We start from the raw sequence: 26695 nt of genomic DNA, 5'->3' as shown, positions 1-26695 counted from the left end.
GCGGTCGAGTCGCGGCGCCCTTCGATACGCCGCTGGTTGCTCACGGCTACACAGGAACCGCAACGAGCAAGAGCGCTGCTGTAGATGGTCGAGTAGCGGCGAGCTCTGCGAGCCGCGTATCGAGACCATCAGACAAGCGCGTGATCTCGATACGTCGGTCGCTGAGCGACCTCCTACTCGACCACCAACGACCGGACCTCCTACTCGACCACCAACGACCGGCTGAAGCGGTCGAGTCGCGGCGCCCTTCGATACGCCGCTGGTTGCTCACGGCTACTCAGGAACCGCAACGAGTGAGAGCGCTGCTGTAGATGGTCGAGTAGCGGCGAGCTCTGCGAGCCGCGTATCGAGACCATCAGACGAGAGCGTGATCTCGATACGTCGGTCGCTGAGCGACCTCCTACTCGACCACCGAACCGGCTGAAGCGGTCGAGCGCCCGCGACAGAGCGAGACCACGCCACACAACCCGGTCTCGATACGTCGGTCGCTGAGCGACCTCCTACTCGACCACCAACGACCGGGCAAGTGGTCGAGTCGCGGACCGGAGTAGGTCAGCCGATGTTGAAGCCGAGGGCGCGCAGCATCTCGCGGCCGTCGTCGGTGATCTTGTCCGGACCCCACGGCGGCATCCAGACCCAGTCGATCCGGAAGTCGTTGACGATGCCGTCCAGCGCCGCCCGGGTCTGATCCTCGATCACGTCGGTGAGCGGGCAAGCCGCCGAGGTCAGCGTCATCTGGAGAACGGCGTTGCTGTGCTCGTCCATGTGGACCCCGTAGACGAGGCCGAGATCGACGACGTTGATCCCGAGCTCGGGGTCGACGACATCCTTCATGGCCTCGATGACGTCGTCCGAGCTCGTCGGCTTCGGGGCGAGGTCGACCTCGGGCAGGTCGGAATGGTCGGTGGTCATGGGTCTCACTGCTCCTTCGGATCGGAGACGGCTTGGGAGACGGCGTCCTTCCACGCCATCCAGCTCAGCAGTGCGCACTTCACACGTGCCGGAAACTGGGCGACGCCGGCGAAGGCGATGCCGTCCTCGAGTACCTCTTCGTCGGGTTCCACCTGGCCGCGACCGTGCATGACCTCCGAGAAGGCATCCAGCACCGCGAGCCCCTGCGGCACGGACTTGCCGACCAGCAGGTCGTAGAGCACCGACGCCGAGGCTTGACTGATCGAACAGCCCTCCGCGTCGTACGAGACGTCGGCGACGGTGTCGCCGTCCAGGTGCACGCGCAGGGTGATCTCGTCACCGCACGTCGGGTTGACGTGGTGCACCTCCGCCTCGTGGGGCTCGCGCAGGCCAGCCCCGTGCGGGTTCTTGTAGTGGTCCAGGATGATCTCCTGGTACAGCGCGTCGACGTCCATCTCAGTTCACCTTGAAGTACCGCTGGGTGTGGCGGATCGCCTCAGCCAGCACGTCGATCTCCGCCTCGGTCGTGTACAGGTAGAACGACGCACGGGTCGTCGACTGGACACCGAAGCGGCGGTGCGCCGGCTTGGCGCAGTGGTGACCGGCCCGGACCGCGACGCCGCGGGAGTCGAGCAGCTGCGCGACGTCATGCGGGTGCACACCGTCGAGCGCGAAGCTGATCGCTCCCCCACGATCGACCGGCTCCCGGGGCCCGACGATCGTCAGACCGTCGATCTCCTGCAGTCGCTCGAGCGCGTACGCGGTGATCGCCTGCTCGTGTGCGGCGACGTTCTCCATGCCGAGAGCGGACAGGTAGTCGACCGCCGCACCCAGACCGGCGGCCTGGGCGATCGGCGGCGTGCCCGCCTCGAACCGGTGGGGTGGAGCAGCGAACGTGCTGCGCTCCATCGTCACCGTCTCGATCATCTCGCCGCCGCCGAGGAACGGCGGAAGCGACGCCAACAGGTCGTAGCGACCCCACAGCACGCCGATGCCCGTCGGACCGACCATCTTGTGCCCGGTGAAGGCGACGAAGTCGGCGCCGAGCGACGCCACGTCGACCGGGATCTGCGGCACGGCCTGCGAGGCGTCGACCGCCACGAGCGCACCGACCTGATGGGCGCGCGCGATGACGACGTCCAGCGGGTTGATCGTGCCGAGCATGTTCGACACCCACGTCAGCGAGACGATCTTGGTGCGCTCGTTGACCAGCGTGTCGAGGTCGTCGAGGTCGAGCCGCCCCTCATCGGTGACGCCGAACCAGCGAAGCGTCGCGCCCGTGCGCTCGGCGAGCAACTGCCACGGCACGATGTTGGAGTGGTGCTCCATCTGCGAGATGACGATCTCGTCGCCAGGGCCCACGGTGCCGGCGTCGCCGAGCACGCGCGCCACGAGATTGAGCGCCTCGGAGGCGTTCTTGGTGAAGATCACCTCGTCGCGCGAGGGCGCGCCGATGAACTGCGCGACCTTGTCCCGGCCACCCTCGAACGCCGCCGTGGCCTCCGCACCGAGCTGGTGCATGGCTCGGGCGACGTTCGCGTTGTGCTCGAGGTAGTGCCGCTCGATGACCTCGACGACCTGTCGAGGCTTCTGCGAGGTGTTGGCACTGTCGAGATACACGAGCGGGTGCCCGCCCGCGACCGATCGCGCGAGGACCGGGAAGTCCTTGCGGATCGCCTCGACGTCGTAGCCCTGGGTCCGGGTCACAGTGCTGCGGCCGCCTTGACGTACTTGTCGTAGCCCTCGGACTCGAGCTGCTCGGCGAGCTCACGTCCACCGGACTCCGCGAGCTTGCCGGCCACGAAGACGTGCACGTAGTCGGGCTGGATGTACTGCAGGATGCGCGTGTAGTGGGTGATCAGCAGCAGGCCGCGGTCGCCCTGGCTCGTGTAGCGGTTGACGCCCTCGGACACGACCCGCAGTGCGTCGATGTCCAGACCGGAGTCGGTCTCATCGAGCACCGCGAACTTCGGGTTGAGCAGCTCCAGCTGGGCGATCTCGTGGCGCTTCTTCTCGCCTCCGGAGAAGCCCTCGTTGACACTGCGCTGCGCGAAGGTCGGGTCCAGCGTCACGCGCTCGAGCGCGGAGTTGACGTCCTTGACCCAGGTACGGAGCTTCGGGGCCTCGCCGTCGATGGCGGTCTTGGCGGTGCGCAGGAAGTTCGCGACGGACACGCCGGGGACCTCGACCGGGTACTGCATGGCCAGGAAGAGGCCGGCGCGGGCGCGCTCGTCGACGGTCAGCTCGAGGATGTTCTCGCCGTCGAGCAGCACCTCGCCGTCGGTCACCGTGTACTTCGGGTGCCCGGCGATCGAGTACGCGAGCGTCGACTTGCCCGAGCCGTTGGGGCCCATGATCGCGTGGACCTCGCCGGACTTGATGGTGAGGTCGACGCCGCGCAGGATCTCCTTCGCGCCGTCGTCGGTCTCGACCGAGACGTGGAGGTTCTTGATCTCAAGGGTGGACATGATCTGTCAGTTCTCGCTTTCGTCGGGGAGGTCGACCCACACGGTCTCTCCCTCGATCTTGGTGGGGTACACGGGCACGGGTTCGGTGGCGGGCAGGCCGAGCGGCTCGCCGGTGCGGAGGTCGAAGCGCGAGCCGTGGAGGAAGCACTCGATCGTGCATCCCTCGACGTCGCCGTCCGACAACGGGATCTCCGCGTGGGAGCACCAGTCCTGGATCGCGTAGACGGTGTCGCCCTGCTTGACGAGCGCAAGGTCGACGCCGCCGAGTTCGACGGCCAGCGCCGCGCCCTCGGGGACGTCAGCCAGCTTGGCTGCTTCCTGGAATGCCATCAGGACTCCAGCCGCCCGACGACCGTCGCGAGCTCGTCCTCGATGGCCGAGATGAGCCGCTCCTGGAGGTCCTCGACACCGATCCGGCGGATGATGTCGTTGAAGAAGCCGTGGACGACGAGGCGACGGGCCTCGGTCTCCTCGATGCCGCGGCTCTGCAGGTAGAACAGGTGCTGATCGTCGAAGCGGCCCGTCGTGGACGCATGGCCGGCGCCGGCGATGTCGCCCGTCTCGATCTCGAGGTTCGGCACCGAGTCGGCCTTGGCTCCGTCGGTGAGCACCAGGTTGTCGTTCTGCTCGAAGGTCTCGATGCCCTCGGCGACCTTCCGGATCAGGACGTTGCCGATCCACACGGTGTGCGCGTCCTGGCCTTGCAGCGCGCCCTTGTACTCGACGTTGCTGCGGGTCTTGGGCGCGGTGTGGTCGACGAACTGGCGATGCTCGATGTGCTGGCCGGCGTCGGCGAAGTACACGCCGAGCAGGTCGACGCTGCCACCGGGACCCGCGTAGTCGACGTTGAGGCTCGTGCGGACGAGGTCGCCGCCGAGGCTGAACTCGAAGACCCGGACCTCGCTGTCACGGCCGGCACGCAGGTTGATCTGCTCGGCGTGGACCGCGTCGTCCTCCCAGTCGTTGAGCGAGACGAGGTCGAGCTTGGCCCCGTCGCCGACGACGACCTGCGTGAACGCGTCGTACGTGGCCGAGCCGACGTGATCGACCAGGACGGTGGCCTTGGCGTGAGCACCGACCCGGATCACGACATGGCCCCAGACCAGCGTGTCGGCGGCGTCACCGCGCATCGTGAGACGCACGGGACGATCGAGTTCGGCGTTGGCGGGGATGTCCAGCAGCACCGCGCCGCCGGCGTTCGCCACGGCGAGCGCACCGAGGCGGTCGAACGGCGCGCTCACCGAGAGCGCCTTCGCCTCCTCGGTGCTCAGCTCACCGAGCGTGACACCTTCGGGCAGGTCGTTCTCCCAGGAGAGGTGCGCGTCGGAAGCCGCGCCGTCGAACAGTCCGCGGAGGCGCTTGAGGGGAGTGAACCGCCAGATCTCCTCCAGGCCGCTGGGAACGGGATGCGCCGCGAGGTCGTAGGACGGCTCGGGGTGCAGGTGGGATTCCACATGCTCGAGCTCCAGAGCGTTCGCGACGTTCTCCACGGTGGCGGTCATTAACCAACCGCTCCTTCCATTTGCAGTTCGATCAGACGGTTGAGCTCGAGGGCGTACTCCATCGGCAGCTCACGGGCGATCGGCTCGACGAAGCCGCGCACGATCATCGCCATGGCCTCGTCCTCCTCCATGCCGCGCGACATGAAGTAGAAGAGCTGGTCGTCGCTGAGCTTGGAGACCGTGGCCTCGTGACCGAGCGTCACATCGTCCTCACGCACGTCGACGTACGGGTACGTGTCCGAACGGCTGATCTGGTCGACGAGCAGCGCGTCGCACTTGACCGTGCTGGCCGAACCCTCGGCACCGTCGAGGACCTGGAGCAGGCCGCGGTACGAGGTGCGGCCACCGCCACGCGCCACCGACTTGGACAGGATCGAGCTCGACGTGTGCGGAGCCGCGTGCACCATCTTGGCGCCGGTGTCCTGGTACTGATCGGAGCCGGCGAAGGCGATCGACAGCGTCTCGCCGCGGGCGTGTTCGCCCATGAGGTAGACGGCCGGGTACTTCATCGTGACCTTGGAGCCGATGTTGCCGTCGACCCACTCCATCGTGGCGCCCTCTTCGCACGTGGCGCGTTTGGTGACGAGGTTGTACACGTTGTTCGACCAGTTCTGGATCGTCGTGTACCGCACGCGGGCGTTCTTCTTGACGACGATCTCCACGACGGCCGAGTGCAGCGAGTCGCTCTTGTAGATCGGCGCGGTGCACCCCTCGACGTAGTGGACGTAAGAGTCCTCGTCGGCGATGATCAGCGTGCGCTCGAACTGGCCCATGTTCTCGGTGTTGATCCGGAAGTAGGCCTGCAGCGGGATGTCGACGTGGACACCCTTGGGCACGTAAATGAACGAGCCGCCGGACCACACCGCGGTGTTGAGCGCCGAGAACTTGTTGTCGCCGGTCGGGATGACGGTGCCGAAGTACTCCTCGAAGATCTCCGGGTGCTCCCGCAGCGCCGTGTCGGTGTCGAGGAAGATGACGCCCTGCTCCTCCAGGTCCTCGCGGATCTGGTGGTAGACGACCTCGGACTCGTACTGCGCGGCGACACCGGCGACGAGACGCTGCTTCTCGGCCTCGGGGATGCCGAGCCTGTCGTACGTGTTCTTGATGTCCTCGGGAAGCTCGTCCCACGTGGTGGCCTGCTTCTCCGTGGAGCGCACGAAGTACTTGATGTTGTCGAAGTCGATGTCGGTGAGGTCGGCGCCCCACGTCGGCATGGGCTTGCGCTCGAACAGCTTGAGGCCCTTGAGACGGCGCTCGAGCATCCAGTCCGGCTCGCTCTTCTTACCCGAGATGTCCCGGACGACGGCCTCACTCAGACCGCGCTGCGCGCTGGCACCCGCGATGTCGGGGTCGGCCCAGCCGAACTCGTAGTTGCCGACCTCCTTCAGACCGGGGTTCAGCTCCTCGATCTGGTTGGTCTCGTGCGTCGTGGTCATGACGACACCCTCTCTTGTGTGGGGGCTTGCGGAATCTCTGTCACCGGCGCCTTGGGCAGGTGGGTGGTGCACACGCCGTCGCCGTGGGCGATGGTGGCGAGTCGCTGGACGTGCGTGCCGAGCAGGTCGGCGAACAACTCGGTCTCGGCTTCGCACAACTGGGGGAACTCCCCCGCGACGTGAGCCACGGGACAGTGATGCTGGCACATCTGCTCGCCGGCCGGCGAGCTGCTGACGGACGCGGCGTAACCGTCGTCGGTCAGGGCTTGGGCGAGGAGACGGGCGCGCTCCTCGAAGGACTCGACGCCCTCCAGGACAGCGCGGTACCGCTCCTCGAGAATGCCGAGGCGGTGGCGGGCGAACGCTTTGACAGCGTCGTCTCCGCCCGTCTCGTGCAGGTAGCGCAGCGCCTCGGCGGCGAGCGCGTCGTACGAGTGCTCGAACTGGTCGCGACCTGCGTCGGTCAGGACGAAGACGCGGGCGGGACGGCCCCGGCGGCGCTGACCCACGATCCGCTGCTCGCGCGGCTCGATGAGGCCCTGCTCGAGCAGCGCATCCAGGTGCCGGCGGACGGCCGCGGGAGTGAGATCGAGCCGCTCGGCCAGCTGGGCGGCGGTCGATGCGCCGTGCGACAGCAGGCACTGGGCGACACGCAGGCGCGTGGGAGCGTCGTCGGTCGACGACGTCACCTCGGGTACCCGCATGTTTTTCACAACACCAGTGTGCCGTTATTCATTCCGGCCGTTCAACGAAGGTTCGCCTTACCGGCTGCATGTGGCTGCCGCGGCGCCGCGACGACGATACGGTGAAGCATGGCCACCACGGCAGCACAGGTCGAGGCGGGCGGGCGCACCGTCCGCGTGTCGAGCCCCGACCGGATCATCTACGAGGCGACGGACATCACTCCCGCGATCACCAAGCTGGAGGTCGTGGAGTACTTCGTGGCCGTCGGGGACGGCCTCATGCGGGCCCTCGACGAGCGACCCACCACTCTCGAGCGCTGGCCGAAGGGCGTGCGCGAGGGCATGACGCTGTCGACGCGCCAGGACAACCACGGTGACGCGTTCTATCAGAAGCGGGTGCCCAAGGGAGCTCCGGACTACCTGGAGACGGTCCGCATCCATTTCCCCTCGGGTCGTCGAGCCGACGAGATCTGCCCCACCGAGATCGCTGTCGCCGCCTGGGCCGCGCACATGGGCACCATCACCTTCCACCCGTGGCCGGTGCGGCGCCGCGATGTGGACCGGCCCGATGAGCTCCGCATCGACCTGGACCCGCAGCCGGGTACCGATTTCCACGACGCTCAGCGCGTCGCCCGGGTGGCCAAGGAACTCCTCGAGGAGATCGGGGTGCGGGGTTACGTCAAGACCAGCGGCAACCGCGGGGTCCACGTGTTCGTGCGCATTCGCCCGGAGTGGACGTTCACGGACGTCCGCCATGCCGCGCTGGCCTTCGGACGTGAGCTCGAGCGTCGCGACGACGGTGTCACGACCAAGTGGTGGAAAGAGGAGCGCGGCGAGAAGATCTTCGTCGACTTCAACCAGAACGCCCGCGACCGCACCATTGCGAGTGCCTACAGCCTGCGTCCGAAGCCCGGCGCCCCCGTGTCCACTCCCCTGACCTGGGACGAACTGTTCGACCTCGACGAGCCGCGGACCCTCAATCTCACGACGGTCCCGGACCTCCTCGCTCAGCGACCCGACCCGTGGGCCTCCATCGACGACGAGGTGTTCGGCCTGGAGACCCTGCTCGAGTGGTACGCCCGCGACGAGGAGAACGGCGAAGGCGACATGCCGTACCCGCCGGACTACCCCAAGATGCCCGGCGAACCGAAGCGCGTGCAGCCCTCGAAGGCGCGCGCGGACACCTGAGGCGCCGACTCAGAGCAGGACGTCACCGAGGTCGTAGCGGGCGACTTCCTCGAGCTGCTCGTACGTGCACGAGGCGGGTTCACGGTCAGGACGCCAGCGCTTGAACTGCGCTGTGTGGCGGAAGCGGGCGGAGTCACCGACGCCTTCCATGTGCTCGTAGCCGACCTCGGCCACGCGATCGGGACGCAACGGGATGAAGGAGAGGTCCTTCGTGCCGCTCCACCGGCTCTGGCCGCCCGGAAGCCGCCCTCCGGCGTGCGCGGACTCGTCGCGCCACTCGGCCCACGGGTGCGGCTCGCCCTCGGCGACCACCAGCGGCGCGAGCTCCTCCACGAGCTCGGCGCGACGGCGCTCCGAGAATGAGGCCGCGACCCCGACGTGCTGGAGCCGGCCGTCCCCCGCGTAGAGGCCGAGCAGCAGCGAACCGAGCAGCGGCCGACTCGCGGTCGAGGTCTTGTGGAGGCGATAGCCGGCCACCACGACATCGGCCGTGCGCGCGTGCTTGACCTTGAGCATGACCCGCCCGTTCGGCGCGTAGGGCTCGGCGAGGGGTTTCGCGACGACGCCGTCGAGACCCGCGCCCTCGAACTGTTCGAACCACTGCTCGGCTTCGGCCGCATCGTCGGTCACCCGGGTCACGTGAACCGGGTCCTCGGCGTTCCCCAAGGCGGCGACGAGCCGCTCGCGCCGCACGGAGAAGGGCTCGGCCATGAGCGACTCGTCGCCCAGCGCCAGCAGATCGAACGCGACGAGCCGCGCCGGCGTCTGCTCCGCAAGCATCCGGACCCGCGAGTCGGCCGGATGGATGCGCTGGCTGAGCGCGTCGAAGTCCAGCCGGCCGTCGATGTCGATGACGATCTCCCCGTCCACGACACAGCGCTCGGGCAGCTGGGCGCGCACCGTTGCGACGATCTCGGGGAAGTACCGCGTCAGCGGCTTGGTGGAACGGCTGGCGATCTCGACGTCCTCACCGTCGCGGAACACGATGGCGCGGAAGCCGTCCCACTTGGGCTCGTAGACGAGCCCGCCGTCGACGGAGTCCGGCGCGGGGACACCCTTGACGGATTTGGCCAGCATCGGACGCACCGGCGGGTTCACGGGGAGGGTCATCGGATGCTCCTGAGAGGTTCGGGCCGGTCGGCAGCACCCCGTCGCAAGGTGCCCGGCGTCGCGCGAACGCTGTTCATGGCAGGGGACTCTACCGTCGTGAGGGCGCCGGGACCGCCGACCGGCCGTTGCAGTGCCCCGCCTAGAATGTCCGGGTGTCGCACGCTGCCGTCGAAGTCACCGACCTCGTCATGCGGTACGGCGACGTCACCGCCGTCGACGGGCTCAGTCTTCGCGTCGAGCCCGGCACGGTCACCTCGATCCTCGGTCCCAACGGTGCGGGCAAGACCACGACCATCGAGACCTGCGAGGGCTTCCGCCGCCCGCACAGCGGACGCGTACGGGTACTGGGCCTCGACCCGGTCGCCGACGCGGCCGAACTCCGCCCGCGCGTGGGCGTCATGCTGCAGTCCGGAGGCGCCTGGCTCGGGGTGCGCGCCGAGGAGATGCTGCGGCATATGGCGTCCCTGCATGCGCATCCGCTCGACGTCTCGGCGCTCATCGCACGGCTCGGCATGTCATCGTTCGCGCGGACCAGCTACCGCAGACTCTCGGGTGGGGAACGCCAGCGACTGAGCCTGGCCATGGCGATCGTCGGCCGTCCCGAGCTGCTGTTCCTCGACGAGCCGAGCGCCGGACTCGACCCCCAGTCCCGGCGAGCCACCTGGGATCTCGTCGCCGAACTGCGTGAGCACGGCGTCACCACCGTCCTCACGACGCATTTCATGGACGAGGCCGAGGTGTTGTCGGACTTCGTGCACATCGTCGATTCGGGCCGCGTCATCGCGTCCGGGTCCCCCGGCGAGCTCTCCGGCGACGGATCGCGCAATACGATCCGCGTGACGGCGCGCCCCGGTCTCGCCCTGGGCCCGATCGCCGACCGACTCCCCGCTGGGTCGTCCATCGAGGAGCCGGTCCCCGGTCAGTACGTCGTCACCGGCGACGTGTGTCCCCCGTTGGTCACCGCGGTCGCGCGCTGGTTCGGCGATCAGGACGTCCTGGTCGAATCCATGCTCGTGGAGCGCCAGTCCCTCGAGGACCGATTCCTCGAGCTCACCGGGAAGGCGCTGCGATGACGCCCCTCGACCTCTCCCCCGCTCCCGGCGCTGCGCCACGAGGCGCGATGCTGCGCTCGCAGACGGCGATGGAACTCAAACTGCTGCTGCGCAACGGCGAGCAGGTGCTCCTCACCATCGTCATTCCGCTGATCCTGCTGCTTGCGGGGACACGCTCGGACCGCATCGTCGACCTCGGCCCTGGTCGGCCGATCGACGTCATCACACCGGGCGTCCTCGCGCTGGCCGTCCTCTCCACCTCGTTCACCTCGCTCGCGATCGCCACCGGGTTCGAACGCCGCTACGGCGTGCTCAAGCGGTTGGGCGCTTCGCCGCTGCCGCGCTCGGGTCTGGTGATCGGGAAGATCACGGCGGTCGTCCTCGTCGAGGTCGCCCAGCTGGCGCTGCTCAGCGGCGTGGCGCTACTCCTCGGTTGGGAACCGGCCGCGGGAGTCCTTCCCTGGCTTTGGCTCGCGCTCTTGGCGGTGCTCGGTACGTCGGCGTTCGGTTCCCTCGCGCTGCTCATCGCCGGCACACTGCGCGCTGAAGCGACATTGGCGCTGGCCAATCTCGTCTACGTCGTCCTGCTCGTCGCCGGGGCCGTGCTGGTCCCGCTGGACCGCTATCCCGATGCCGCCCAGTCGGTGCTCGCACTCCTGCCGTCGGCCGCACTGGCCGAAGGGCTACGCGACACCTTCGCCGCCGGCGCCCCGCACTGGTCGGCGCTCGCCGTCCTCGCCGGCTGGACGGCCGTCGCCGGCCTCCTCACCACCAGGAGTTTCACATGGGAGTGAAGGAACTTCTCAGGCCCACCGATATCCGCCGTGCGACGGTGGAGAAGTGGGCGTGGGCCTCGCTCGCCGCGAACACCGTGATCATCCTCACTGGCGGGCTCGTGCGCCTCACCGGTTCGGGCCTCGGATGCCCGACCTGGCCCAAGTGCACCGACGAGTCCTTCGTGCCGCACAGCTCGCTGGGCTGGCACGGAGCGATCGAGTTCGGCAACCGGCTGCTCACCTATGTCCTGATCGCCGTGGCGATCGCGACCTTCGTCGCCGTGTGGCGCTGGCGCGGCGCGACGCCGCTGCTGCGCCGGCTCACCCTCGTGATGGCGCTCGGCATTCCGTTCCAAGGCGTCATCGGGGGCATCACGGTGCTGACGCAATTGAACCCGTGGGTCGTCTCCCTGCACCTGCTGCTGTCCATGGGTCTCGTCGTCGCGTCGACGGTGCTGCTCGTGAAGGTGCGCGGTGGCGGGGGACTCGGCGTCGACGATCTCACCCGGACCATCCTGTACGCCGCCTACGGCGTCCTCCTCGCCGCGATCTACCTCGGCACGGTGGTGACCGGCAGCGGCCCGCACGCCGGCGACGTCGACGCGCCGCGCAACGGACTCGACCCGCAGCTGTGGAGCCGCATCCACGCGGCCTCCGTATGGGTGCTCGTCGTGCTGACGGTGATCGTGGTCTGGCGGCTGCGACGCCATCAGGCTCGGACGGCTGCGCTCACGTTGCTCATCGTCGAGCTGGCGCAAGGACTCATCGGCTACGTGCAGTACTTCACCGACCTGCCCATCGCGCTCGTGGCCGCGCATCTCGTCGGCGGCGCGGTGCTGCTCGCGGCGGCCACTCATCTCGTCGTCGCGGTCAGCCCGAGCCGAGACCGGGAGCCGGTCGCCGCATCGTGAGAGTGCCCTCCTCATCGGGGACCGCGCCGTCGAAGGCGAAACCCATCGCGAGGTAGAAGCCCACCGCCGAGGCGTTGTCGGCCATGACGCGGAGCACCACTGGCCGGGTCTGCGCGACCTCGAGAACCCGCTGCACGAGGATCCGGCCGATGCCGCGCCCGCGTCGGGTGCCTGCCACCCACATCGAGATCAGTTCCACGCTGCCATCGCCGCGCGGTGAGGCTCCCACGATCCCGAGATCGACTCCACGGTCCGACGCGATGAAGAATCGGTCGTCGCCAGCGAGGCGCTCACGCCAGCGCTCCTCGGTGTCGCCTCCGCGGATCCAGCCGTGGGCGCTGCGGGCGAACGCCGCCGAATCCTCGGCGAGCGCCCGCAACCGCAACTCACGCCACCGGCGCCAGTCCTCGGGACCGACCGCCTCGACGGCGAGGTTCATCGCGGTGGCGCGGTGCGACGCTCGCGGAGGCCGACGATGAGCCCGCCGAGCAGCGCCGCCGCCACGGCGGCCGCGACGAAGACGCCGATGGCGGCGAGACTCCACTCCAGGCTCACGTCGCCCGACGGGAGTGCGACCGAAGCCCATCCCACCGTCACTCCGGCGGCCGAGGCGAGGCTGATCGTCGGGAGGTCCCGGCGCGGCAACACCAGAGCGGCCGCGCTGACCAGGACAAGAGAGGTGACGGCGGCGCAGATCCACCAGGCCGGGGCATCGAGCGCCGCGGGCCAGAGCAACCACGCCACGGCGTGAACGGCGCCGACAACGAGCCAGGTGATCGCGGAGCGCATGGCCCGAGCCTAACGCGGGCTCAGCCGACGAACGGGTCCAGCGCCGCCGCGACGAAGAGCAACGCCAGATAGGCGTTGGAGAAATGGAACAGGCGCATGGGCTTGATGACCGACAGCTGCTCGGTCTCGCGGGCACGACCGCGGAGGTCGTAGGCCTCGGCGAGGAACACGATGCCGAGCACGATCGCCACGGCAGGGTAGAACCAGCCGGTGTCGGCGACCGGCCACACCGCGAGGGACGTGATCACGGTCGCCCAGGTGTACAGCACGATCTGCCGCCCGACCTCGGCGGCCGGAGCGACGGAGGGAAGCATCGGAACGTCGGCGGCCGCGTAATCCTCGCGGTACCGCATCGCGAGTGCCCAGGTGTGGGGCGGCGTCCAGAAGAAGACGATGAGGAACAGCACGAACGGAGCCCAGGCGAGTTCGTTCGTGATGGCCGTCCAGCCGATCAGCGGCGGGAAACAACCGGCGATGCCGCCCCACACGATGTTCTGGCTCGTGCGGCGCTTGAGGACCATCGAGTATCCGACGACGTAGAAGACGTTGGCTGCGAGGGCGAGCCACGCCGACAGCCAGTTGACCAGAACGCCGAGCCATACCGTTGCCAGAACACCGAGCACGAGGCCGAAGATCAGCGCGTTGCGGGTGCCGACCTGGTGCCGCGGCAGTGGGCGGCGCGATGTGCGACGCATCTTGGTGTCGATGTCGGCGTCGACGACGCAGTTGAGCGCGTTGGCGCTGGCCGCTGCCAGGGTGCCGCCGATCATCGTGGCGGCGGCAAGGCCGAACGACGGGACTCCGCGTGCCGCCAGGAACATCACCGGCAGCGTGGTCACCAGCAGCAGTTCGATGATGCGCGGCTTCGTCAACGCGACGTAGGCCTTCACGACATCGGCCACGGCAGAGCGGTGCTTCCGCGGATGCGACGTGCCGGCGACGGAGGTCTCGGGTTCGACGGAAGTCACCTGATGAGTCTAACTCGCGCGGAGTAGGCTCGGAGTGACCGGATCTACCGACCGATGTTGGAGTGAGGCTTGTGAGCGCTGGACCGTCCGAACTTGAGTGGAACGACCTCGATCGGAGGGCGGTGGACACGGCGCGACTGCTCGCCGCCGACGCCGTGCAGAAGGCCGGCCACGGCCATCCCGGTACCGCGATGAGCCTCGCGCCCGCGGCCTACCTGCTCTACCAGAAGCTGATGCGGCACAACCCGGCCGATCCGCACTGGGCCGGCCGCGATCGCTTCGTCCTCTCCTGCGGCCACACCAGCCTGACGCAGTACATCCAGCTCTACCTGGCCGGGTACCCACTCGAACTCAGCGATCTGCAGGCGCTCCGGACCTGGGGCAGCCAGACGCCCGGTCACCCCGAGTACGGCCACACCGCGGGCATCGAGGTCACCACGGGTCCGCTGGGCCAGGGCGTCGCCAATGCCGTGGGCATGGCCATGGCGGCCCGCCGCGAGCGCGGACTCTTCGACCCGGACCCGGCTCCGGGCGAGAGCGTCTTCGACCACCACGTCTACGTCATCGCCTCCGACGGTGACATGCAGGAGGGCGTCTCCGGCGAGGCCTCCTCGCTCGCCGGTCACCTCAAGCTCGGCAACCTGACCGTGCTGTACGACGACAACAAGATCTCCATCGAGGACGACACCGATGTCGCCTTCAGCGAGAGCGTCGCTCAGCGTTACGAGGCGTACGGGTGGCACGTCCAGACCGTGGACTGGACCCATGACGGTGCCGAGTACCGCGAGGACATCCACGCCCTGTGGGACGCGTACCAGGCCGCGGAACAGGTCACCGACCGGCCGAGCCTCATCGTGCTGCGCAGCATCATCGCCTGGCCCGCCCCCAACGCCCAGAACACCGGCGCCGCCCACGGCTCCGCGCTCGGCGACGACGAAGTGCGCGCCACCAAGGAGATCCTGGGCTTCGATCCGGATCGACAGTTCCCCGTGGACGACGACGTCATCGCGCACACCCGCGACGCCCGCACGCGCGGCGAACGCCTGCAGGCCGATTGGCAGGAGCGGTTCGATGCGTGGGCCGCCGGCGAACCGGATCGCTACACGTTGTTCCAGCGGCTGCAGAACCGCGAACTCCCCGAGGGCTGGGCCGACCAACTGCCGACCTACGACGCCGACGAGAAGGGCGTGGCGACCCGCGTCGCGTCCGGCGAGTTCCTCACCGCCGCCGCATCGGTGCTTCCCGAGCTGTGGGGCGGTTCGGCCGACCTCGCCGGCTCGAACAACACGACGCCCAAGGGCCAACCGTCGTTCATCCCACCCGAATGGTCCACCAAGAAGTTCAGTGGCGACTGGTACGGCCGTGTCCTCCACTTCGGTATCCGCGAACACGCGATGGGCGCGATCCTCAACGGCATCGCGCTCCACGGACCCACGCGTCCGTACGGTGGCACGTTCCTGGTCTTCAGCGACTACATGCGGCCGGCCGTTCGCCTCGCCGCCTTGCAGGAACTGCCGGTCACGTTCGTCTGGACGCACGATTCCATTGGCCTCGGCGAGGACGGTCCGACGCACCAGCCGATCGAGCACCTGACCGCGCTCCGGGCCATCCCGGGGCTGGACGTCGTCCGGCCCGCCGACGCCAACGAGACGGTCGCCGTCTGGCGGACGGTCCTCGAGCGTCACCACCGCCCCGCTGCACTGGCACTGAGCCGGCAGAACCTGCCGGTCTTCCCCCGCGGCACCGACGGCTTCGCGCCGGCGTCCGAGGCGGCCAAGGGCGCCTACGTCCTCCTCGACACCGAGGGCACGCCGGACGTAGTGCTCGTCGCCACCGGCTCGGAGGTGCAGATCGCGGTCAAGGCGCGTGCGCTGCTGGCCGATGAGGGCATCCAGGCCCGTGTCGTGTCGATGCCGTGCCGCGAGTGGTTCGAAGAGCAGAGCAGCGACTACCGCGATAGCGTGATTCCGCCGCAGGTGCGGGCCCGGGTGGCGATCGAGGCCGGCGTCGCCCTCGGTTGGCGCGATGTCGTCGGCGATGCGGGCCGCATCGTCAGCATCGAGCACTTCGGCGCGTCCGCGGCGTTCGCGACCTTGTACGAGAAGTTCGGCGTCACGGCCGAGGCCGCGGTGGCGGCAGCGAAGGAGTCGATGGGCGCGGTCACCTCCGACGCCGGCGTCCCCTTCGCGGCGCGACCCACCGGTCCGGTGCTGCCGGATACGACCCACTGACACGACCAACGGGAGGAAACCCCATGAGCGAACGGCTTGCGGCACTGAGTGAGGCAGGCGTCTCGATCTGGTTGGACGACCTGTCGCGAGAGAGGATCGAGACCGGCAACCTCGCCGATCTCGTCGAGAGCAAGCACGTCGTCGGGGTCACCACCAACCCGACGATCTTCGCCTCCGCACTCGCGAAGGGTGAGCGCTACGAGCCCCAGGTGCGCGAACTCAAGGCGAACGGCGCCGACGTCGACACCGCCATCTTCGAGCTGACGTGCACCGACGTCCAGCGCGCCTGCGACATCCTGCGTCCGGTCTACGACCGCACCGACGGCGTCGACGGCCGGGTGTCCATCGAGGTTGAGCCGGGCCTGGCTCATGACACCGACGGCACCGTCGATCTCGCACAGCGGCTGTGGGAGCGCGTGGACCGGCCCAACCTCTTCATCAAGATTCCCGCCACCCGCGAGGGCCTGCCGGCGATCGCGGCGACCATCGCCCGGGGTATCAGCGTCAACGTCACGCTGATCTTCTCCCTGGAGCGTTACCGCGACGTCATGGATGCGTACCTGTACGGCCTCGAGCAGGCCGCTGCCGAGGGCCGCGACCTCAGTCGTCTCGCCTCGGTGGCGTCCTTCTTCGTCAGCCGAGTGGACTCGGAGGTCGACGGACGCCTTCCCGAGGACAGCCCGCTGCGTGGCAAGGCGGCGATCGCGAACGCCCGACTGGCCCACGAGGCCTTCGTCCAGGTGTTCTCCTCCGAGCGCGCCCAGGCCCTGCTGCGGCAGGGCGCCAAGCCGCAGCGGCCCCTGTGGGCGTCCACGGGCGTCAAAGACCCCGCGTACCCGGACACGCTCTACGTGCAGGAGCTCGTCGTCGCCGATAGTGTCAACACCATGCCGGAGAAGACACTGCTCGCCTTCGCCGACCACGGCGAGATCACGGGCGACACCGTGACGGGACGCTACGACGACGCGCGCGATGTGCTCGCGGCGCTGGAGAAGCAGGGCATCTCCTACGACGAGGTCGTGGACCGGTTGGAGATCGAGGGGCTCGAGAAGTTCGACGCCTCATGGGCCGAGCTCGTCGAGACCGTCCAGGCCGAGCTGGACAAGGCCTGACCGTGAACGGGGACACCGCCGGGGTCGTCGAGCGGGCCCGGCTCACCGAAGGCTTCACCTCGGCGCTCGAGGATGCCGTCGAGGCTCGCATCGCCTCGCAGATCTTCGCCGAGGTTCCCACGTTGTGGGGGCCGGAGGCCGAGGACGAGTCGGCGCGACGATTGGGCTGGACCGCGGCCGCCGAGCGCTCGCGTGAACTCGTTCCGCGGATCGAGAGACTGCGGGCGACGTTGCTCGACCGGGGCGTCTCACGGATCGTGCTGTGCGGCATGGGCGGGTCCTCCCTCGCACCGGAGGTGATCTGCCGGGCCGCGGGCGTGGACCTCGTCGTCCTCGACTCATCGCACCCGGACATGGTCCGGGCCGCGATCGCCGAGCTCGACCGGACCGCCGTGGTCGTCTCCAGCAAGTCCGGCGGGACCGTCGAGACCGACAGCCAGCGTCGCGCCTTCGAGAAGGCCTTCACGGACGCAGGAATCGATCCAGCCGAACGGATCATCGTGGTCACCGATCCGGGCTCCCCGCTCGATGAGATCGGACGGGAATCGGGCTATGAGGTCTTCCAGGCCGACCCGAGCGTGGGAGGCCGTTACTCGGCCCTGACCGCGTTCGGCCTCGTCCCCAGCGGGCTCGCCGGCGCCCCCATCGGCCAGCTCCTGGACGAGGCTGCGGCCGTGCAGGACGTCCTCGCGTCCGACTCCGCGGACAACCCCGGGCTGCGCCTCGGGGTCCTGCTGGGCGTGGCCGCGCTCGACCACGCCGACAAGCTCGTCCTCGCCGACACCTCCGGCGTCGGCCTCGGCGACTGGGCCGAACAACTCGTCGCGGAATCGACCGGCAAGGACGGCACCGGCATTCTCCCGGTCGTGGTCGCCAGCGTCACCTCGCCGAATTTCGCCTCCCACTCGGGCGACTCGGTGCTCGTGGTCACCGGCAGCCGCGAGATACCGGACGGCGCGTGGGCAGCAACCGTTCACGGAACGCTCGGCGCGCAATTCCTCCTGTGGGAGACCGCGATTCCCGTCGCCGGCCGCATCCTGGGAATCAATCCCTTCGACCAGCCCGATGTCGAGAGCGCCAAACAGGCGGCACGCGAGCTTCTCGGTGGGGGCGGCGATCGCCCGTCCCCCGATGCCGTGGACGGTGACATCGAGCTGTTCGGTACCGAGGCTGACGACCTCCAGAGCGCGCTCGAGCGCCTCTTCTCCGAACTGACGTCCTCGGGATACCTGGCGGTTCAGGCGTACCTGGATCGGTGGACGCACGCGGATTTCGCCCGCGTGCGCGACGCCCTCGCCGAACGGCTCGGACGTCCGGTGACGTTCGGCTGGGGGCCCCGCTTCCTGCACTCCACCGGCCAGTACCACAAGGGCGGATCGCCGCACGGCGTCTTCCTGCAGCTGACCGACGTTCCGCAGCAGGATCTGGACATTCCCGGCCGCGACTTCAGCTTCGGCGACTTCATCGGCTCCCAGGCCGAGGGAGACGCGGCCGTCCTGCGTGACCACGACCGGCCGGTGCTGCGGCTCCACCTCACCGACACCACCAACGCACTCGCACGACTCAGGAGCGTTCTGGCGTGACCAATCCGCTGCGCGACCCTCGTGACCGCCGCCTTCCCCGCATCGCCGGCCCGTGCAGCATGATCATGTTCGGCGTCACCGGTGATCTCGCCCGCAAGAAGCTGATCCCGGCGATCTACGACCTCGCCAACCGGGGACTTCTGCCGCCCGGCTTCGCGCTGGTCGGCTTCGCGCGCCAGGATTTCGGGGACGGCACGTTCGCCTCGATGATCAAGGACGCCGCCAAGGCGGGAGCCCGCACCGAGTGGAGCGAGACCGTCTGGAAGCAGCTGGCCGCCGGCATCCGCTTCGTTCCCGGCCAGTTCGATGACGATGCGGCGTGGAAGCAGCTGGCCGAGACACTCGCCGAGCTCGACCGCGACCAGGGCACGGGCGGCAACCACGCCTTCTACCTCTCGATCCCCCCGGGGCTCTTTCCCACGGTCGTGTCCAAGATCAAGCAGCACGGTCTCGCCACCTCCAGCGAGGGCTGGCGCCGGGTCGTCATCGAGAAGCCGTTCGGCCACGATCTCGCGTCCGCCAAGGAGCTCAACCGCCTCGTCGGCGACGTGTTCGAACGCAGCTCGGTGTTCCGCATCGACCACTACCTCGGCAAGGAGACGGTCCAGAACATCCTGGCGCTGCGGTTCGCCAACGGGATGTTCGAGCCGGTCTGGAACAGCCACTACGTGGACCACGTCCAGATCACGATGGCCGAGGACATCGGCATCGGATCGCGAGCCGGGTACTACGACGGCATCGGCGCTGCACGCGACGTCATCCAGAACCACCTCCTTCAGCTCATGGCGCTGACCGCCATGGAGGAGCCGGTGTCGTTCGACGCGCACAGCCTGCGCCTGGAGAAGCAGAAGATCCTCGCGAATGCCAGCGCCCCGGCCGATCTCACCAAGCACACCGCCCGGGGTCAATACGTGGCCGGTTGGGCCGGTGGAGTGGAGGTCGACGGCTACCTCGACGAGGAGGGAATTCCCGAGGACTCCCGCACCGAGAGCTACGCTGCGATGCGGATCGACATCGGCACCCGCCGGTGGGCCGGTGTGCCGTTCTACCTGCGTACCGGCAAACGCCTGGGTCGTCGGGTCACCGAGGTCGCCGTGGTGTTCAAACGAGCCCCGCACCTGCCGTTCCGAAAGCACGACGTCACCGAACTGGGACAGAACGCCCTGGTCATGCGGATCCAACCCGACGAGGGGGTGACGTTGCGCTTCGGCTCGAAGGTGCCGGGCACCACGATGGAGATCCGCGACGTCAACATGGACTTCGCCTACGGCGGTGCCTTCGTCGAAAGCAGCCCCGAAGCCTACGAACGGCTCATCCTCGACGTCCTGCTCGGTGATCCCCCGCTGTTCCCCCAGCAGGAGGAGGTCGAGCTTTCCTGGAAGATCCTCGACCCGGTCATCAACCACTGGCGACGCCAGCGCACGATCGACACGTATCCGGCGGGCACGTGGGGCCCGAGATCGGCCGACGAGATGATCGCCCGCGACGGACGGACCTGGAGGCGCCCCTGATGGAGATCGCACTCACCGAGACCAACGCCGGCGAGATCGCCCGCGCCCTCGTCCGCGCCCGGTCCGGCGCCGGGAGCCCGGCGATGGACATGGTGCTCACCCTGCTCGTCGTGACCGACGACGAGAACGTCGCGCATGCGATGAAGACGGCCACCACGCTGTCGATGGAGCACCCGGCCCGCATCATCGGCGTCGTCATCGGCGACGCCCGCGGCAAGGCCAGGCTCAACGCGAAGGTGCGGGTCGGCGAGTCCTCCTCGGGCGAGTCGATCCTGTTGCGGATCGCGGGCAAACTGACCAATCACGCCGAATCGGTGGTGCTCCCGCTGCTGCTTCCGGACTCGCCGGTCGTCATCTGGTGGCCGAGTAACGCCCCCGCGAACCCGGCCGAGGACCCGATCGGCCGCTTGGCGCGGCGCCGCCTCACCGATGCCGAGAGCACCGCCAATCCGGTGCGGGCACTGCGCAACGTCGCCCGGCACTACGCCGAGGGCGACACCGACCTGTCCTGGACCCGGCTCACCCCGTGGCGCGCGCTGCTGGCCGCGGCGCTGGACCAGGCGACCGGTACGGTCTCGGGCGGAACGGTCGTCAGCGACCGCGACAACCCCGCCGCCGTGCTCCTCGTAGCCTGGCTGTCATCGCGGTTGGGCGTTCCGATCGAGCACGAGTACGGCCCGGGTACTCAGATCTCCCGCGTGAGCCTGCAGACACAGGTCGGCAGCATCGAGCTGACCCGACTCGACGAGGCGAGCTGTGAGTTCCGTGTTCCGGGATCGTCGTCGCGCGTCGTGCCGCTCGGACGGCGTTCGCTCGCCGAGCTGCTCGCCGAGGACCTGCGCCGATTGGACCCCGACGAAATCTACGCCGAGACGATCGACCACCTCTTGGAGCACGTATGACCGTCCAGATTCTCGAGGACCGTGACGCCCTCGCCCGCGCCGTCGCCCATCGACTCACCGAGCGGGTCGACGAGGTGCAGCGCAGCACCGGTCGCCGACCGCGCCTCGTCCTGACCGGTGGCACCATCGCGAACGAGGTCCTTCGCCAGCTGATCGGCCCGGTCTCGCTCTGGCGCGAGGTCGACTACTACTGGGGCGACGAACGGTACGTCGCGGCCGACGATGACGATCGCAACGAGAAACAGGCCCGCGAGGCGTTCCTCACGCGATTCGAGATCCCCGAGGAACGCATCCACGCGATGCCCGCCGCCGGGGAGTACGCCTCGAAGGACGAGGCCGCCGACGCCTACGCCGCGCGACTACCCGATTCCTTCGATCTCGTCCTGCTCGGTGTCGGCCCTGACGCGCATGTCGCCTCGTTGTTTCCTGGCTTTCCTCAGCTCGGCGAGCAGCAGCGCCGAGTGGTCGGCGTCGACGGCTCCCCCAAACCGCCGCCGGAGCGGCTGAGCCTGACCTACCCCGTGCTCAACTCCGCGACCGCCGTGTGGTTCGTCGTAGCCGGTGAGGACAAAGCCGCCGCGGTGGCGGCCGCCCTCGCCGGTTCCCCGGTCGAGGACGCACCGGCAGCCGGAGTCCGGGGTGTCGACGAGACCCTCTGGCTCCTCGACACCGACAGCGCGAGCCGGCTCCCCCGCTGACCGGGCCCATGACGAGCACCGAGAGCGCCACCGATCGCCGGATCGTGGCCGCCGGTGCGCTGTTCGGGGCCGGCATCGCGGCGTCGATGATCGACCTGTTCATCTTCCATCTCTGGCTGCAGTGGCACCACTTCTACGATCGCTCCACTCCCCACGTCGGGCTGGTGGCAGACGGCTTCTTCCACGCCTTCGGATGGTTCATCACCATCGCGGGACTCTTCCTGCTCGCCGACGTCCGCCGCCGCGGCGAGGTGCGCTGGAGCCGCTGGACCGGCGCAGTCCTCGCCGGCATCGGCGGCTTCCAGTTGCTCGACGGCGTGCTCAACCACAAGATCCTGCGCATTCATCAGATCCGCTACGGCGTCGACCTCCTGCTGTACGACGCCGTGTGGATCGGAACGGCCATCGCCCTCCTGGTCGCCGGGCTCATCACCCTCCGATTCACCCGACCAGCACGGCCGCGCTGACCGGATGCACCACCACGGCGCTCCCTCCGGACCGGCCGCCGCCGACGTTCTCGTCGTCGCTCTCGCGGTGCTGAGTCTGGCGATCTATGCCACGGGCGTCGTACGCAGTCGTCGACGCGGGCGGTGGCCGCTCCACCGCATCGCTGCCTGGTGCGCCGGGGTAACGTGCGTCGCCGCCGGACTGGTGGGACCGATAGCCGACGCCGCCCACACGAACTTCGCCGCGCACATGGTCGCCCATCTGCTGATCGGCATGCTCGGGCCCCTGTTGCTGGTCCTCGCCGCACCGGTGACCCTGGCGCTGCGGGCGCTGACCCTCGCACGGGCGCGCGCCCTCACCCGACTACTACGTCGTCCGTCGGTCCGGGTGCTGACGCATCCCGTGGTCACCGCGCTACTCAACGGCGGTGGCCTGTGGGTGCTGTACACGACCGATCTGTTCGCGCTGATGCACCAGTCGACACCGGTCTACGTCCTCGTGCACGCACATCTGGTGGTCGCCGGGTTCCTGTTCACCGTCTCTCTCGTCGGGCCGGATCCGGCGCCGCGGGCGTCCTTCGGCACTCGGGCAGGCGTGCTCATCGCGTTCGTCGCGGCGCATTCGATCCTGGCCAAGTGGCTCTACGCGAACCCGCCCGCCGGCATTGCCGACGGGCGGGTGGGTGCGCAACTCATGTACTACGGCGGCGACGCCGTCGACGTCGTCGTCATGGCGCTATTGCTCGCCGAGTGGTACCGCGCCGCCGCGCGGCCCAGCGTCAGAAGATGATCTCGCCGGTCTTGCGCTTGGTGCGCAACGACTCGAGCGCTTCGGCGAGGATCGCCGACGCCTCCTCCTCGCTGCGACGCTCCTTCACGTAGGCCAGGTGCGTCTTGTACGGCTCGATCCTGGGCGCGTCGGGACGGTTCTCGGCATCGCGGCTCGCCGGCAGCCCGCAGCGGGGGCAGTCCCATTCGTCGGGAACCTCCGCCTCGATCGAGAACTGGAGCGTCGTGCGGTGATCCTTGGCGCAGAAGTAGACGACGGTCTGCCGCGGAGCGGCTTCGCCGCGCTCGGCCTCGCCCATGGGTCCGGCGCCGATGCGGCTGCCGCGGATGGCACCACCGGCGCCCATCAGGCGCTCACCTTCAGCAGCAGCCCGAGCGCGAAGATGCACACGACCCACACGAGCGCGACGCCGACCGTGATCCGGTCGAGGTTGCGCTCGGCGACCGACGAACCACCGAGCGAGCTCGAGACGCCGCCGCCGAACATGTCCGACAGACCACCGCCGCGGCCCTTGTGCATCAGCACCAGGACGATCATCAAGATGCTGCTGAGAGCCAGCAGGATCGAGAAGGTCAGAATCACGTGTCGCTCCTCCGTCAGGCGCCGGACGAGAGGTCCGGCAGGTCATAGAACCGGGCGATCGCCGCGAACTCCTCGGCCTGAAGGCTCGCGCCACCGACCAGGGCCCCGTCGACATCGGGCTTGGCCATGATCGCAGCCACGTTCGCGGCTTTGACCGATCCGCCGTACAGGATACGCGTGGAGGCCGCGGTGTCGTCACCCCAGGTCTCGGCGAGCCGTCCCCGGATCGCCGCGCAGACCTCCTGGGCGTCCTCGGGAGTCGCGACCTCACCGGTGCCGATCGCCCACACCGGTTCGTAGGCGATCACGAGACCCGCGACCTGCTCGGCGGCGAGACCGGCGAGCGAGCCGTCGATCTGGCCGAGGGTGTAGCCGACATGCTCGCCGGCCTGGCGGACGTCGAGGCCCTCACCCACGCAGACGATGGGCGTCATACCGGCAGCCAGGGTCTTGACCGTCTTGGCGTTGACGATCTCGTCGGTCTCCCGGTGGTATTCGCGGCGTTCGGAGTGTCCGGCGACCACGTACGAGCATCCCAGCTTGGCGAGCATCGCCGCGGAGATCTCGCCGGTGTAGGCGCCGCCGTCGTGCTGAGACACGTCCTGCGCGCCGTAGCGGATCTGCAGCCGGTCGCCGTCCACGAGCGTCTGCACGCTGCGCAGATCGGTGAACGGAGGAACCACGACGACTTCAGACTTGGCGTAGTCGTGCTTCTTGTCCGACAGCGTCCACGCCAGCTTCTGCACGAGGACGACGGCCTCGTGGTGGTTGAGGTTGGACTTCCAATTGCCCGCCATCAGCGGCGTCCGCGTGCTCATGCGTCCGCTCCGTCCAGGACGGCGAGACCCGGAAGCGTCGCGCCCTCGAGGTACTCGAGGCTGGCGCCGCCACCGGTGGAGATGTGGCCGAACTGGTCGTCGGTGAAGCCCAGCTGGCGCACGGCCGCGGCCGAGTCGCCGCCGCCGACGACCGACAGACCGTCGACCTCGGTGAGCGCTTGCGCGACCGTCTTCGTGCCCGCGGCGAAGGCGGGCATCTCGAAGACCCCCATCGGGCCGTTCCAGAACACCGTGCGGGCCCCGCGGATCCGCTCGGCGAAGGCGGCGGCCGAGTCCGGGCCGATGTCGAGGCCCATCTGGTCGTCGGGGATCGCGTCGACGGCGACCGTCGTGGCCGGGGCGTCGGCCTCGAAGCGGGGCGCGACGACGACGTCGGTCGGCAGCACGAGTTCGACCCCCTTCTCCGCAGCACGCTCGATGTACCCGCGGGCCACGTCGATCTGGTCGGACTCCAGCAGGCTGCTGCCGACGCTGTGACCCTGGGCGGCGAGGAATGTGAAGACCATGCCGCCACCGATGAGCAGCGTGTCGGCCTTCTCCAGGAGGTTGTCGATGACGCCGAGCTTGTCGGAGACCTTGGAGCCGCCGAGCACGACCGCGTACGGGCGGTCCGGCGTCGCGGTCAGTCGCTCGAGGACGGCGACCTCGGCTTGCACGAGGCCGCCCACGGCGGCCGGCAGACGGGTGGCGATGTCGTACACGCTGGCCTGCTTGCGGTGGACGACCCCGAAGCCGTCGGAGACGAAGACGTCGGCGAGCGCGGCGAGCTGATCGGCGAAGGCACCGCGTTCGGCGTCGTCCTTGCTGGTCTCGCCCGGGTTGAAGCGGACGTTCTCCAGCACCGCCACGTCGCCGTCGTCCATGGCGGCGCTGATCCGCTGCGCCTCCGCACCAGCGGTGTCGTTGGCGAACAACACCGGCTGTCCGAGCAGCTCACCGAGCCGCTCGGCCACCGGACGCAGGGAGAACGCCGGGTCCGGAACGCCCTTTGGGCGGCCTAGGTGGGCCGTCACGAGGACCTTCGCGCCGGCGCGCGCGAGCCGCTCGATGGTGGGAACGCTCGCGCGCACGCGGCCGTCGTCGGTGATCGTCGTGCCGTCGAGCGGCACGTTGAGATCACTGCGGACGAGAACGCGCTTACCGGTCAGATCGCCGAGCTCGTCGATCGTCTTCACGTGTCGTGGTCTCCTCGTCGTCTCAGAGCGAGGCGCCGACGTGGGCGACGAGGTCGACGAGACGGTTGGAGTAGCCCCACTCGTTGTCGTACCAGCCCACGACCTTGACCTGGTCGCCGATGACCTTGGTGAGACCGGCGTCGAAGATGCAGGAGGCGGGGTCGGTGACGATGTCGGTCGAGACCAGCGGGTCCTCGCTGTAGGTGAGGAAGCCCTTGAGCGCCCCCTCGGAGGCGGCCTTGAGGATGCCGTTGATCTCCTCGACCGAGGTCTCGCGGCTGGCGGTGAACGTGAGATCGGTGGCCGAACCGGTGGGCACCGGGACACGCATCGCGAAGCCGTCGAGCTTGCCCTTGAGCTCGGGGAGCACGAGGCTGACGGCCTTCGCGGCACCGGTCGAGGTGGGGACGACGTTGAGTGCGGCGGCGCGGGCGCGGCGCAGATCCGAGTGCGGACCGTCCTGGAGGTTCTGATCCTGCGTGTAGGCGTGGATCGTGGTCATCAGGCCCTTCTCGATGCCGATGCCCTCGTGCAGCGCCTTCGCCATCGGGGCGAGGCAGTTGGTGGTGCAGGAGGCGTTCGAGATGACCGTGTGCTGCTCGGGGTCGTACAGGTCATGGTTGACGCCCATGACGATGGTGAGGTCCTCGTTCTTGGCCGGTGCCGAGATGATGACCTTCTTGGCGCCGCCCTGCAGGTGCGCCTTGGCCTTGGTGGCGTCGGTGAAGAAGCCGGTCGACTCAACGACCACGTCGACGCCGACGCTCGCCCAGTCGAGGTTGGCCGGATCGCGGTCCGCGAACGCGGCGATCTTCTGCTCGCCGACGTAGATCGCTTCGTCGTCGTAGGTCACGTCCGCGTCCAGACGACCCAGGATCGAGTCGTACTTGAGCAACGTGGCCAGCGTCTTGTTGTCCGTGAGGTCGTTGACGGCCACGATCTCGATGTCGGCGCCGGCGGCGCGGGCAGCGCGGAAGAAGTTGCGGCCGATGCGGCCAAAACCATTGATGCCTACGCGAATAGTCACGCGG

General features: G+C 68.8%; 29 protein-coding genes. 12 read left to right on the top strand and 17 right to left on the bottom strand.

Translation table 11 applies throughout. The features are described 5' to 3' along the window. Positions 1 to 552: 552 nt before the first annotated feature. Genes D9V41_RS12440 through D9V41_RS12405 form a run of 8 tightly spaced genes read right to left on the bottom strand, consistent with a single transcriptional unit; the run spans position 553 to position 7022 of the window. A complete protein-coding gene (locus tag D9V41_RS12440) occupies positions 553 to 912 on the bottom strand; it encodes a metal-sulfur cluster assembly factor (RefSeq protein ID WP_121794897.1) in 360 nt (119 codons plus the stop codon). A 5-nt stretch (positions 913 to 917) separates the two neighbouring features. Next, positions 918 to 1367, bottom strand: a complete 450-nt coding sequence (sufU, locus tag D9V41_RS12435) for a Fe-S cluster assembly sulfur transfer protein SufU (protein WP_121794896.1) — start codon at positions 1365 to 1367, stop codon at positions 918 to 920. Position 1368: 1 nt separating this feature from the next. Beyond that, the gene (locus D9V41_RS12430; RefSeq protein WP_121794895.1) at positions 1369 to 2619 is read right to left on the bottom strand and encodes a cysteine desulfurase; all 1251 of its coding nucleotides are present in this window, start codon (positions 2617 to 2619) and stop codon (positions 1369 to 1371) included. Next, a complete protein-coding gene (gene sufC / locus D9V41_RS12425; protein ID WP_121794894.1) occupies positions 2616 to 3380 on the bottom strand; it encodes a Fe-S cluster assembly ATPase SufC in 765 nt (254 codons plus the stop codon). The genes D9V41_RS12430 and sufC overlap by 4 nt, the downstream gene beginning before the upstream one ends. A gap of 6 nt (positions 3381 to 3386) precedes the next feature. Beyond that, the gene (locus tag D9V41_RS12420; protein ID WP_208006848.1) at positions 3387 to 3710 is read right to left on the bottom strand and encodes a Rieske (2Fe-2S) protein; all 324 of its coding nucleotides are present in this window, start codon (positions 3708 to 3710) and stop codon (positions 3387 to 3389) included. Next, on the bottom strand, positions 3710 to 4882 hold the full coding sequence (gene sufD, locus D9V41_RS12415; protein ID WP_121794893.1) for a Fe-S cluster assembly protein SufD: 1173 nt from the start codon (positions 4880 to 4882) through the stop codon (positions 3710 to 3712). The genes D9V41_RS12420 and sufD overlap by 1 nt, the downstream gene beginning before the upstream one ends. Beyond that, a complete protein-coding gene (gene sufB, locus D9V41_RS12410; protein ID WP_121794892.1) occupies positions 4882 to 6318 on the bottom strand; it encodes a Fe-S cluster assembly protein SufB in 1437 nt (478 codons plus the stop codon). The genes sufD and sufB overlap by 1 nt, the downstream gene beginning before the upstream one ends. Beyond that, a complete protein-coding gene (locus tag D9V41_RS12405) occupies positions 6315 to 7022 on the bottom strand; it encodes a helix-turn-helix transcriptional regulator (protein WP_121794891.1) in 708 nt (235 codons plus the stop codon). Before D9V41_RS12405 ends, sufB begins: the two co-directional genes overlap by 4 nt. Before the next feature lie 108 nt (positions 7023 to 7130). Between D9V41_RS12405 and D9V41_RS12400 the strand changes: the two genes are divergently transcribed. After that, positions 7131 to 8189, top strand: a complete 1059-nt coding sequence (locus D9V41_RS12400) for a DNA polymerase domain-containing protein (protein ID WP_121794890.1) — start codon at positions 7131 to 7133, stop codon at positions 8187 to 8189. A gap of 9 nt (positions 8190 to 8198) precedes the next feature. Here the strand turns inward: D9V41_RS12400 and D9V41_RS12395 are convergent, their stop codons facing one another. After that, positions 8199 to 9299, bottom strand: coding sequence for an ATP-dependent DNA ligase (locus tag D9V41_RS12395; RefSeq protein WP_121794889.1), 1101 nt, complete (start codon positions 9297 to 9299; stop codon positions 8199 to 8201). 152 nt (positions 9300 to 9451) lie between these two features. Between D9V41_RS12395 and D9V41_RS12390 the strand changes: the two genes are divergently transcribed. From D9V41_RS12390 to D9V41_RS12380, 3 genes are read left to right on the top strand one after another with little or no spacing between them, the layout of a single operon-like run. After that, a complete protein-coding gene (locus D9V41_RS12390) occupies positions 9452 to 10372 on the top strand; it encodes an ABC transporter ATP-binding protein (protein ID WP_243697257.1) in 921 nt (306 codons plus the stop codon). Further along, complete coding sequence (locus D9V41_RS12385) at positions 10369 to 11145, top strand: ABC transporter permease (protein ID WP_121794888.1); 777 nt, start codon at positions 10369 to 10371, stop codon at positions 11143 to 11145. The genes D9V41_RS12390 and D9V41_RS12385 overlap by 4 nt, the downstream gene beginning before the upstream one ends. Then, entirely contained in the window at positions 11136 to 12038 is a 903-nt protein-coding gene (locus tag D9V41_RS12380; protein WP_121794887.1) for a COX15/CtaA family protein, read from the top strand. The genes D9V41_RS12385 and D9V41_RS12380 overlap by 10 nt, the downstream gene beginning before the upstream one ends. Here D9V41_RS12380 and D9V41_RS12375 read toward each other — a convergent pair. Genes D9V41_RS12375 through D9V41_RS12370 form a run of 3 tightly spaced genes read right to left on the bottom strand, consistent with a single transcriptional unit; the run spans position 11998 to position 13795 of the window. Then, positions 11998 to 12477, bottom strand: a complete 480-nt coding sequence (locus D9V41_RS12375) for a GNAT family N-acetyltransferase (protein WP_166376028.1) — start codon at positions 12475 to 12477, stop codon at positions 11998 to 12000. The genes D9V41_RS12380 and D9V41_RS12375 overlap by 41 nt on opposite strands. After that, positions 12474 to 12827: a hypothetical protein gene (locus D9V41_RS17840; RefSeq protein WP_166376027.1), complete on the bottom strand. Its 354-nt coding sequence runs from the start codon at positions 12825 to 12827 to the stop codon at positions 12474 to 12476. The genes D9V41_RS12375 and D9V41_RS17840 overlap by 4 nt, the downstream gene beginning before the upstream one ends. Before the next feature lie 20 nt (positions 12828 to 12847). Further along, positions 12848 to 13795 carry a heme o synthase gene (locus tag D9V41_RS12370; protein WP_121794885.1) on the bottom strand — a complete coding sequence of 316 codons (948 nt, stop codon included), beginning with the start codon at positions 13793 to 13795 and terminating at the stop codon, positions 12848 to 12850. Between the two features lie 122 nt (positions 13796 to 13917). Here D9V41_RS12370 and tkt point away from each other — a divergent pair, with 122 nt between their 5' ends. Genes tkt through D9V41_RS12330 form a run of 8 tightly spaced genes read left to right on the top strand, consistent with a single transcriptional unit; the run spans position 13918 to position 23068 of the window. Next, positions 13918 to 16026 (top strand): transketolase, encoded by a 2109-nt coding sequence (gene tkt, locus D9V41_RS12365; protein WP_243697256.1) that lies wholly within the window; start codon positions 13918 to 13920, stop codon positions 16024 to 16026. Positions 16027 to 16049: 23 nt separating this feature from the next. Next, positions 16050 to 17138 (top strand): transaldolase, encoded by a 1089-nt coding sequence (tal, locus tag D9V41_RS12360; RefSeq protein ID WP_121794883.1) that lies wholly within the window; start codon positions 16050 to 16052, stop codon positions 17136 to 17138. 2 nt (positions 17139 to 17140) lie between these two features. Further along, the gene (locus D9V41_RS12355; protein ID WP_243697255.1) at positions 17141 to 18721 is read left to right on the top strand and encodes a glucose-6-phosphate isomerase; all 1581 of its coding nucleotides are present in this window, start codon (positions 17141 to 17143) and stop codon (positions 18719 to 18721) included. Continuing rightward, positions 18718 to 20232: a glucose-6-phosphate dehydrogenase gene (zwf, locus tag D9V41_RS12350; protein ID WP_121794881.1), complete on the top strand. Its 1515-nt coding sequence runs from the start codon at positions 18718 to 18720 to the stop codon at positions 20230 to 20232. The genes D9V41_RS12355 and zwf overlap by 4 nt, the downstream gene beginning before the upstream one ends. Next, positions 20232 to 21134: a glucose-6-phosphate dehydrogenase assembly protein OpcA gene (locus D9V41_RS12345; protein ID WP_121794903.1), complete on the top strand. Its 903-nt coding sequence runs from the start codon at positions 20232 to 20234 to the stop codon at positions 21132 to 21134. Before zwf ends, D9V41_RS12345 begins: the two co-directional genes overlap by 1 nt. Further along, positions 21131 to 21832, top strand: coding sequence for a 6-phosphogluconolactonase (gene pgl, locus D9V41_RS12340; RefSeq protein WP_121794880.1), 702 nt, complete (start codon positions 21131 to 21133; stop codon positions 21830 to 21832). Before D9V41_RS12345 ends, pgl begins: the two co-directional genes overlap by 4 nt. Positions 21833 to 21840: 8 nt before the next feature. After that, positions 21841 to 22299: a DUF2243 domain-containing protein gene (locus D9V41_RS12335; RefSeq protein ID WP_121794879.1), complete on the top strand. Its 459-nt coding sequence runs from the start codon at positions 21841 to 21843 to the stop codon at positions 22297 to 22299. A 4-nt stretch (positions 22300 to 22303) separates the two neighbouring features. Next, a complete protein-coding gene (locus D9V41_RS12330; RefSeq protein ID WP_121794878.1) occupies positions 22304 to 23068 on the top strand; it encodes a cytochrome c oxidase assembly protein in 765 nt (254 codons plus the stop codon). Here the strand turns inward: D9V41_RS12330 and D9V41_RS12325 are convergent. The 5 genes from D9V41_RS12325 to gap are packed head-to-tail and all read right to left on the bottom strand — an operon-like array spanning position 23058 to position 26691. After that, positions 23058 to 23414 carry an RNA polymerase-binding protein RbpA gene (locus D9V41_RS12325; protein ID WP_121794877.1) on the bottom strand — a complete coding sequence of 119 codons (357 nt, stop codon included), beginning with the start codon at positions 23412 to 23414 and terminating at the stop codon, positions 23058 to 23060. The two genes, D9V41_RS12330 and D9V41_RS12325, sit on opposite strands and share 11 nt — an antisense overlap. Next, entirely contained in the window at positions 23414 to 23650 is a 237-nt protein-coding gene (gene secG, locus D9V41_RS12320; protein ID WP_121794876.1) for a preprotein translocase subunit SecG, read from the bottom strand. The genes D9V41_RS12325 and secG overlap by 1 nt, the downstream gene beginning before the upstream one ends. 14 nt (positions 23651 to 23664) lie before the next feature. Further along, a complete protein-coding gene (gene tpiA / locus D9V41_RS12315; RefSeq protein ID WP_121794875.1) occupies positions 23665 to 24468 on the bottom strand; it encodes a triose-phosphate isomerase in 804 nt (267 codons plus the stop codon). Then, entirely contained in the window at positions 24465 to 25664 is a 1200-nt protein-coding gene (locus D9V41_RS12310) for a phosphoglycerate kinase (protein WP_121794874.1), read from the bottom strand. The genes tpiA and D9V41_RS12310 overlap by 4 nt, the downstream gene beginning before the upstream one ends. Positions 25665 to 25686: 22 nt before the next feature. Then, a complete protein-coding gene (gene gap / locus D9V41_RS12305) occupies positions 25687 to 26691 on the bottom strand; it encodes a type I glyceraldehyde-3-phosphate dehydrogenase (protein ID WP_121794873.1) in 1005 nt (334 codons plus the stop codon). Positions 26692 to 26695: the final 4 nt, after the last annotated feature.

This window comes from Aeromicrobium phragmitis, assembly GCF_003674095.1.
GTDB lineage: Bacteria > Actinomycetota > Actinomycetes > Propionibacteriales > Nocardioidaceae > Aeromicrobium > Aeromicrobium phragmitis.
The sequence above is the reverse complement of the archived record's forward strand: the minus strand, read 5'-3'. Positions and strand labels throughout refer to the sequence as shown.

What these genes read in the sequence shown, in the direction of transcription:
- D9V41_RS12440 (WP_121794897.1), bottom strand. Translation starts at nt 912, where the DNA reads ATGACCACCGACCATTCCGACCTGCCCGAGGTCGACCTCGCCCCGAAG.
- sufU (WP_121794896.1), bottom strand. Translation starts at nt 1,367, where the DNA reads ATGGACGTCGACGCGCTGTACCAGGAGATCATCCTGGACCACTACAAG.
- sufC (WP_121794894.1), bottom strand. Translation starts at nt 3,380, where the DNA reads ATGTCCACCCTTGAGATCAAGAACCTCCACGTCTCGGTCGAGACCGAC.
- D9V41_RS12420 (WP_208006848.1), bottom strand. Translation starts at nt 3,710, where the DNA reads ATGGCATTCCAGGAAGCAGCCAAGCTGGCTGACGTCCCCGAGGGCGCG.
- sufD (WP_121794893.1), bottom strand. Translation starts at nt 4,882, where the DNA reads ATGACCGCCACCGTGGAGAACGTCGCGAACGCTCTGGAGCTCGAGCAT.
- sufB (WP_121794892.1), bottom strand. Translation starts at nt 6,318, where the DNA reads ATGACCACGACGCACGAGACCAACCAGATCGAGGAGCTGAACCCCGGT.
- D9V41_RS12405 (WP_121794891.1), bottom strand. Translation starts at nt 7,022, where the DNA reads ATGCGGGTACCCGAGGTGACGTCGTCGACCGACGACGCTCCCACGCGC.
- D9V41_RS12400 (WP_121794890.1), top strand. Translation starts at nt 7,131, where the DNA reads ATGGCCACCACGGCAGCACAGGTCGAGGCGGGCGGGCGCACCGTCCGC.
- D9V41_RS12395 (WP_121794889.1), bottom strand. Translation starts at nt 9,299, where the DNA reads ATGACCCTCCCCGTGAACCCGCCGGTGCGTCCGATGCTGGCCAAATCC.
- D9V41_RS12385 (WP_121794888.1), top strand. Translation starts at nt 10,369, where the DNA reads ATGACGCCCCTCGACCTCTCCCCCGCTCCCGGCGCTGCGCCACGAGGC.
- D9V41_RS12380 (WP_121794887.1), top strand. Translation starts at nt 11,136, where the DNA reads ATGGGAGTGAAGGAACTTCTCAGGCCCACCGATATCCGCCGTGCGACG.
- D9V41_RS12375 (WP_166376028.1), bottom strand. Translation starts at nt 12,477, where the DNA reads ATGAACCTCGCCGTCGAGGCGGTCGGTCCCGAGGACTGGCGCCGGTGG.
- D9V41_RS17840 (WP_166376027.1), bottom strand. Translation starts at nt 12,827, where the DNA reads ATGCGCTCCGCGATCACCTGGCTCGTTGTCGGCGCCGTTCACGCCGTG.
- tal (WP_121794883.1), top strand. Translation starts at nt 16,050, where the DNA reads ATGAGCGAACGGCTTGCGGCACTGAGTGAGGCAGGCGTCTCGATCTGG.
- D9V41_RS12345 (WP_121794903.1), top strand. Translation starts at nt 20,232, where the DNA reads ATGGAGATCGCACTCACCGAGACCAACGCCGGCGAGATCGCCCGCGCC.
- pgl (WP_121794880.1), top strand. Translation starts at nt 21,131, where the DNA reads ATGACCGTCCAGATTCTCGAGGACCGTGACGCCCTCGCCCGCGCCGTC.
- D9V41_RS12335 (WP_121794879.1), top strand. Translation starts at nt 21,841, where the DNA reads ATGACGAGCACCGAGAGCGCCACCGATCGCCGGATCGTGGCCGCCGGT.
- D9V41_RS12330 (WP_121794878.1), top strand. Translation starts at nt 22,304, where the DNA reads ATGCACCACCACGGCGCTCCCTCCGGACCGGCCGCCGCCGACGTTCTC.
- D9V41_RS12325 (WP_121794877.1), bottom strand. Translation starts at nt 23,414, where the DNA reads ATGGGCGCCGGTGGTGCCATCCGCGGCAGCCGCATCGGCGCCGGACCC.
- tpiA (WP_121794875.1), bottom strand. Translation starts at nt 24,468, where the DNA reads ATGAGCACGCGGACGCCGCTGATGGCGGGCAATTGGAAGTCCAACCTC.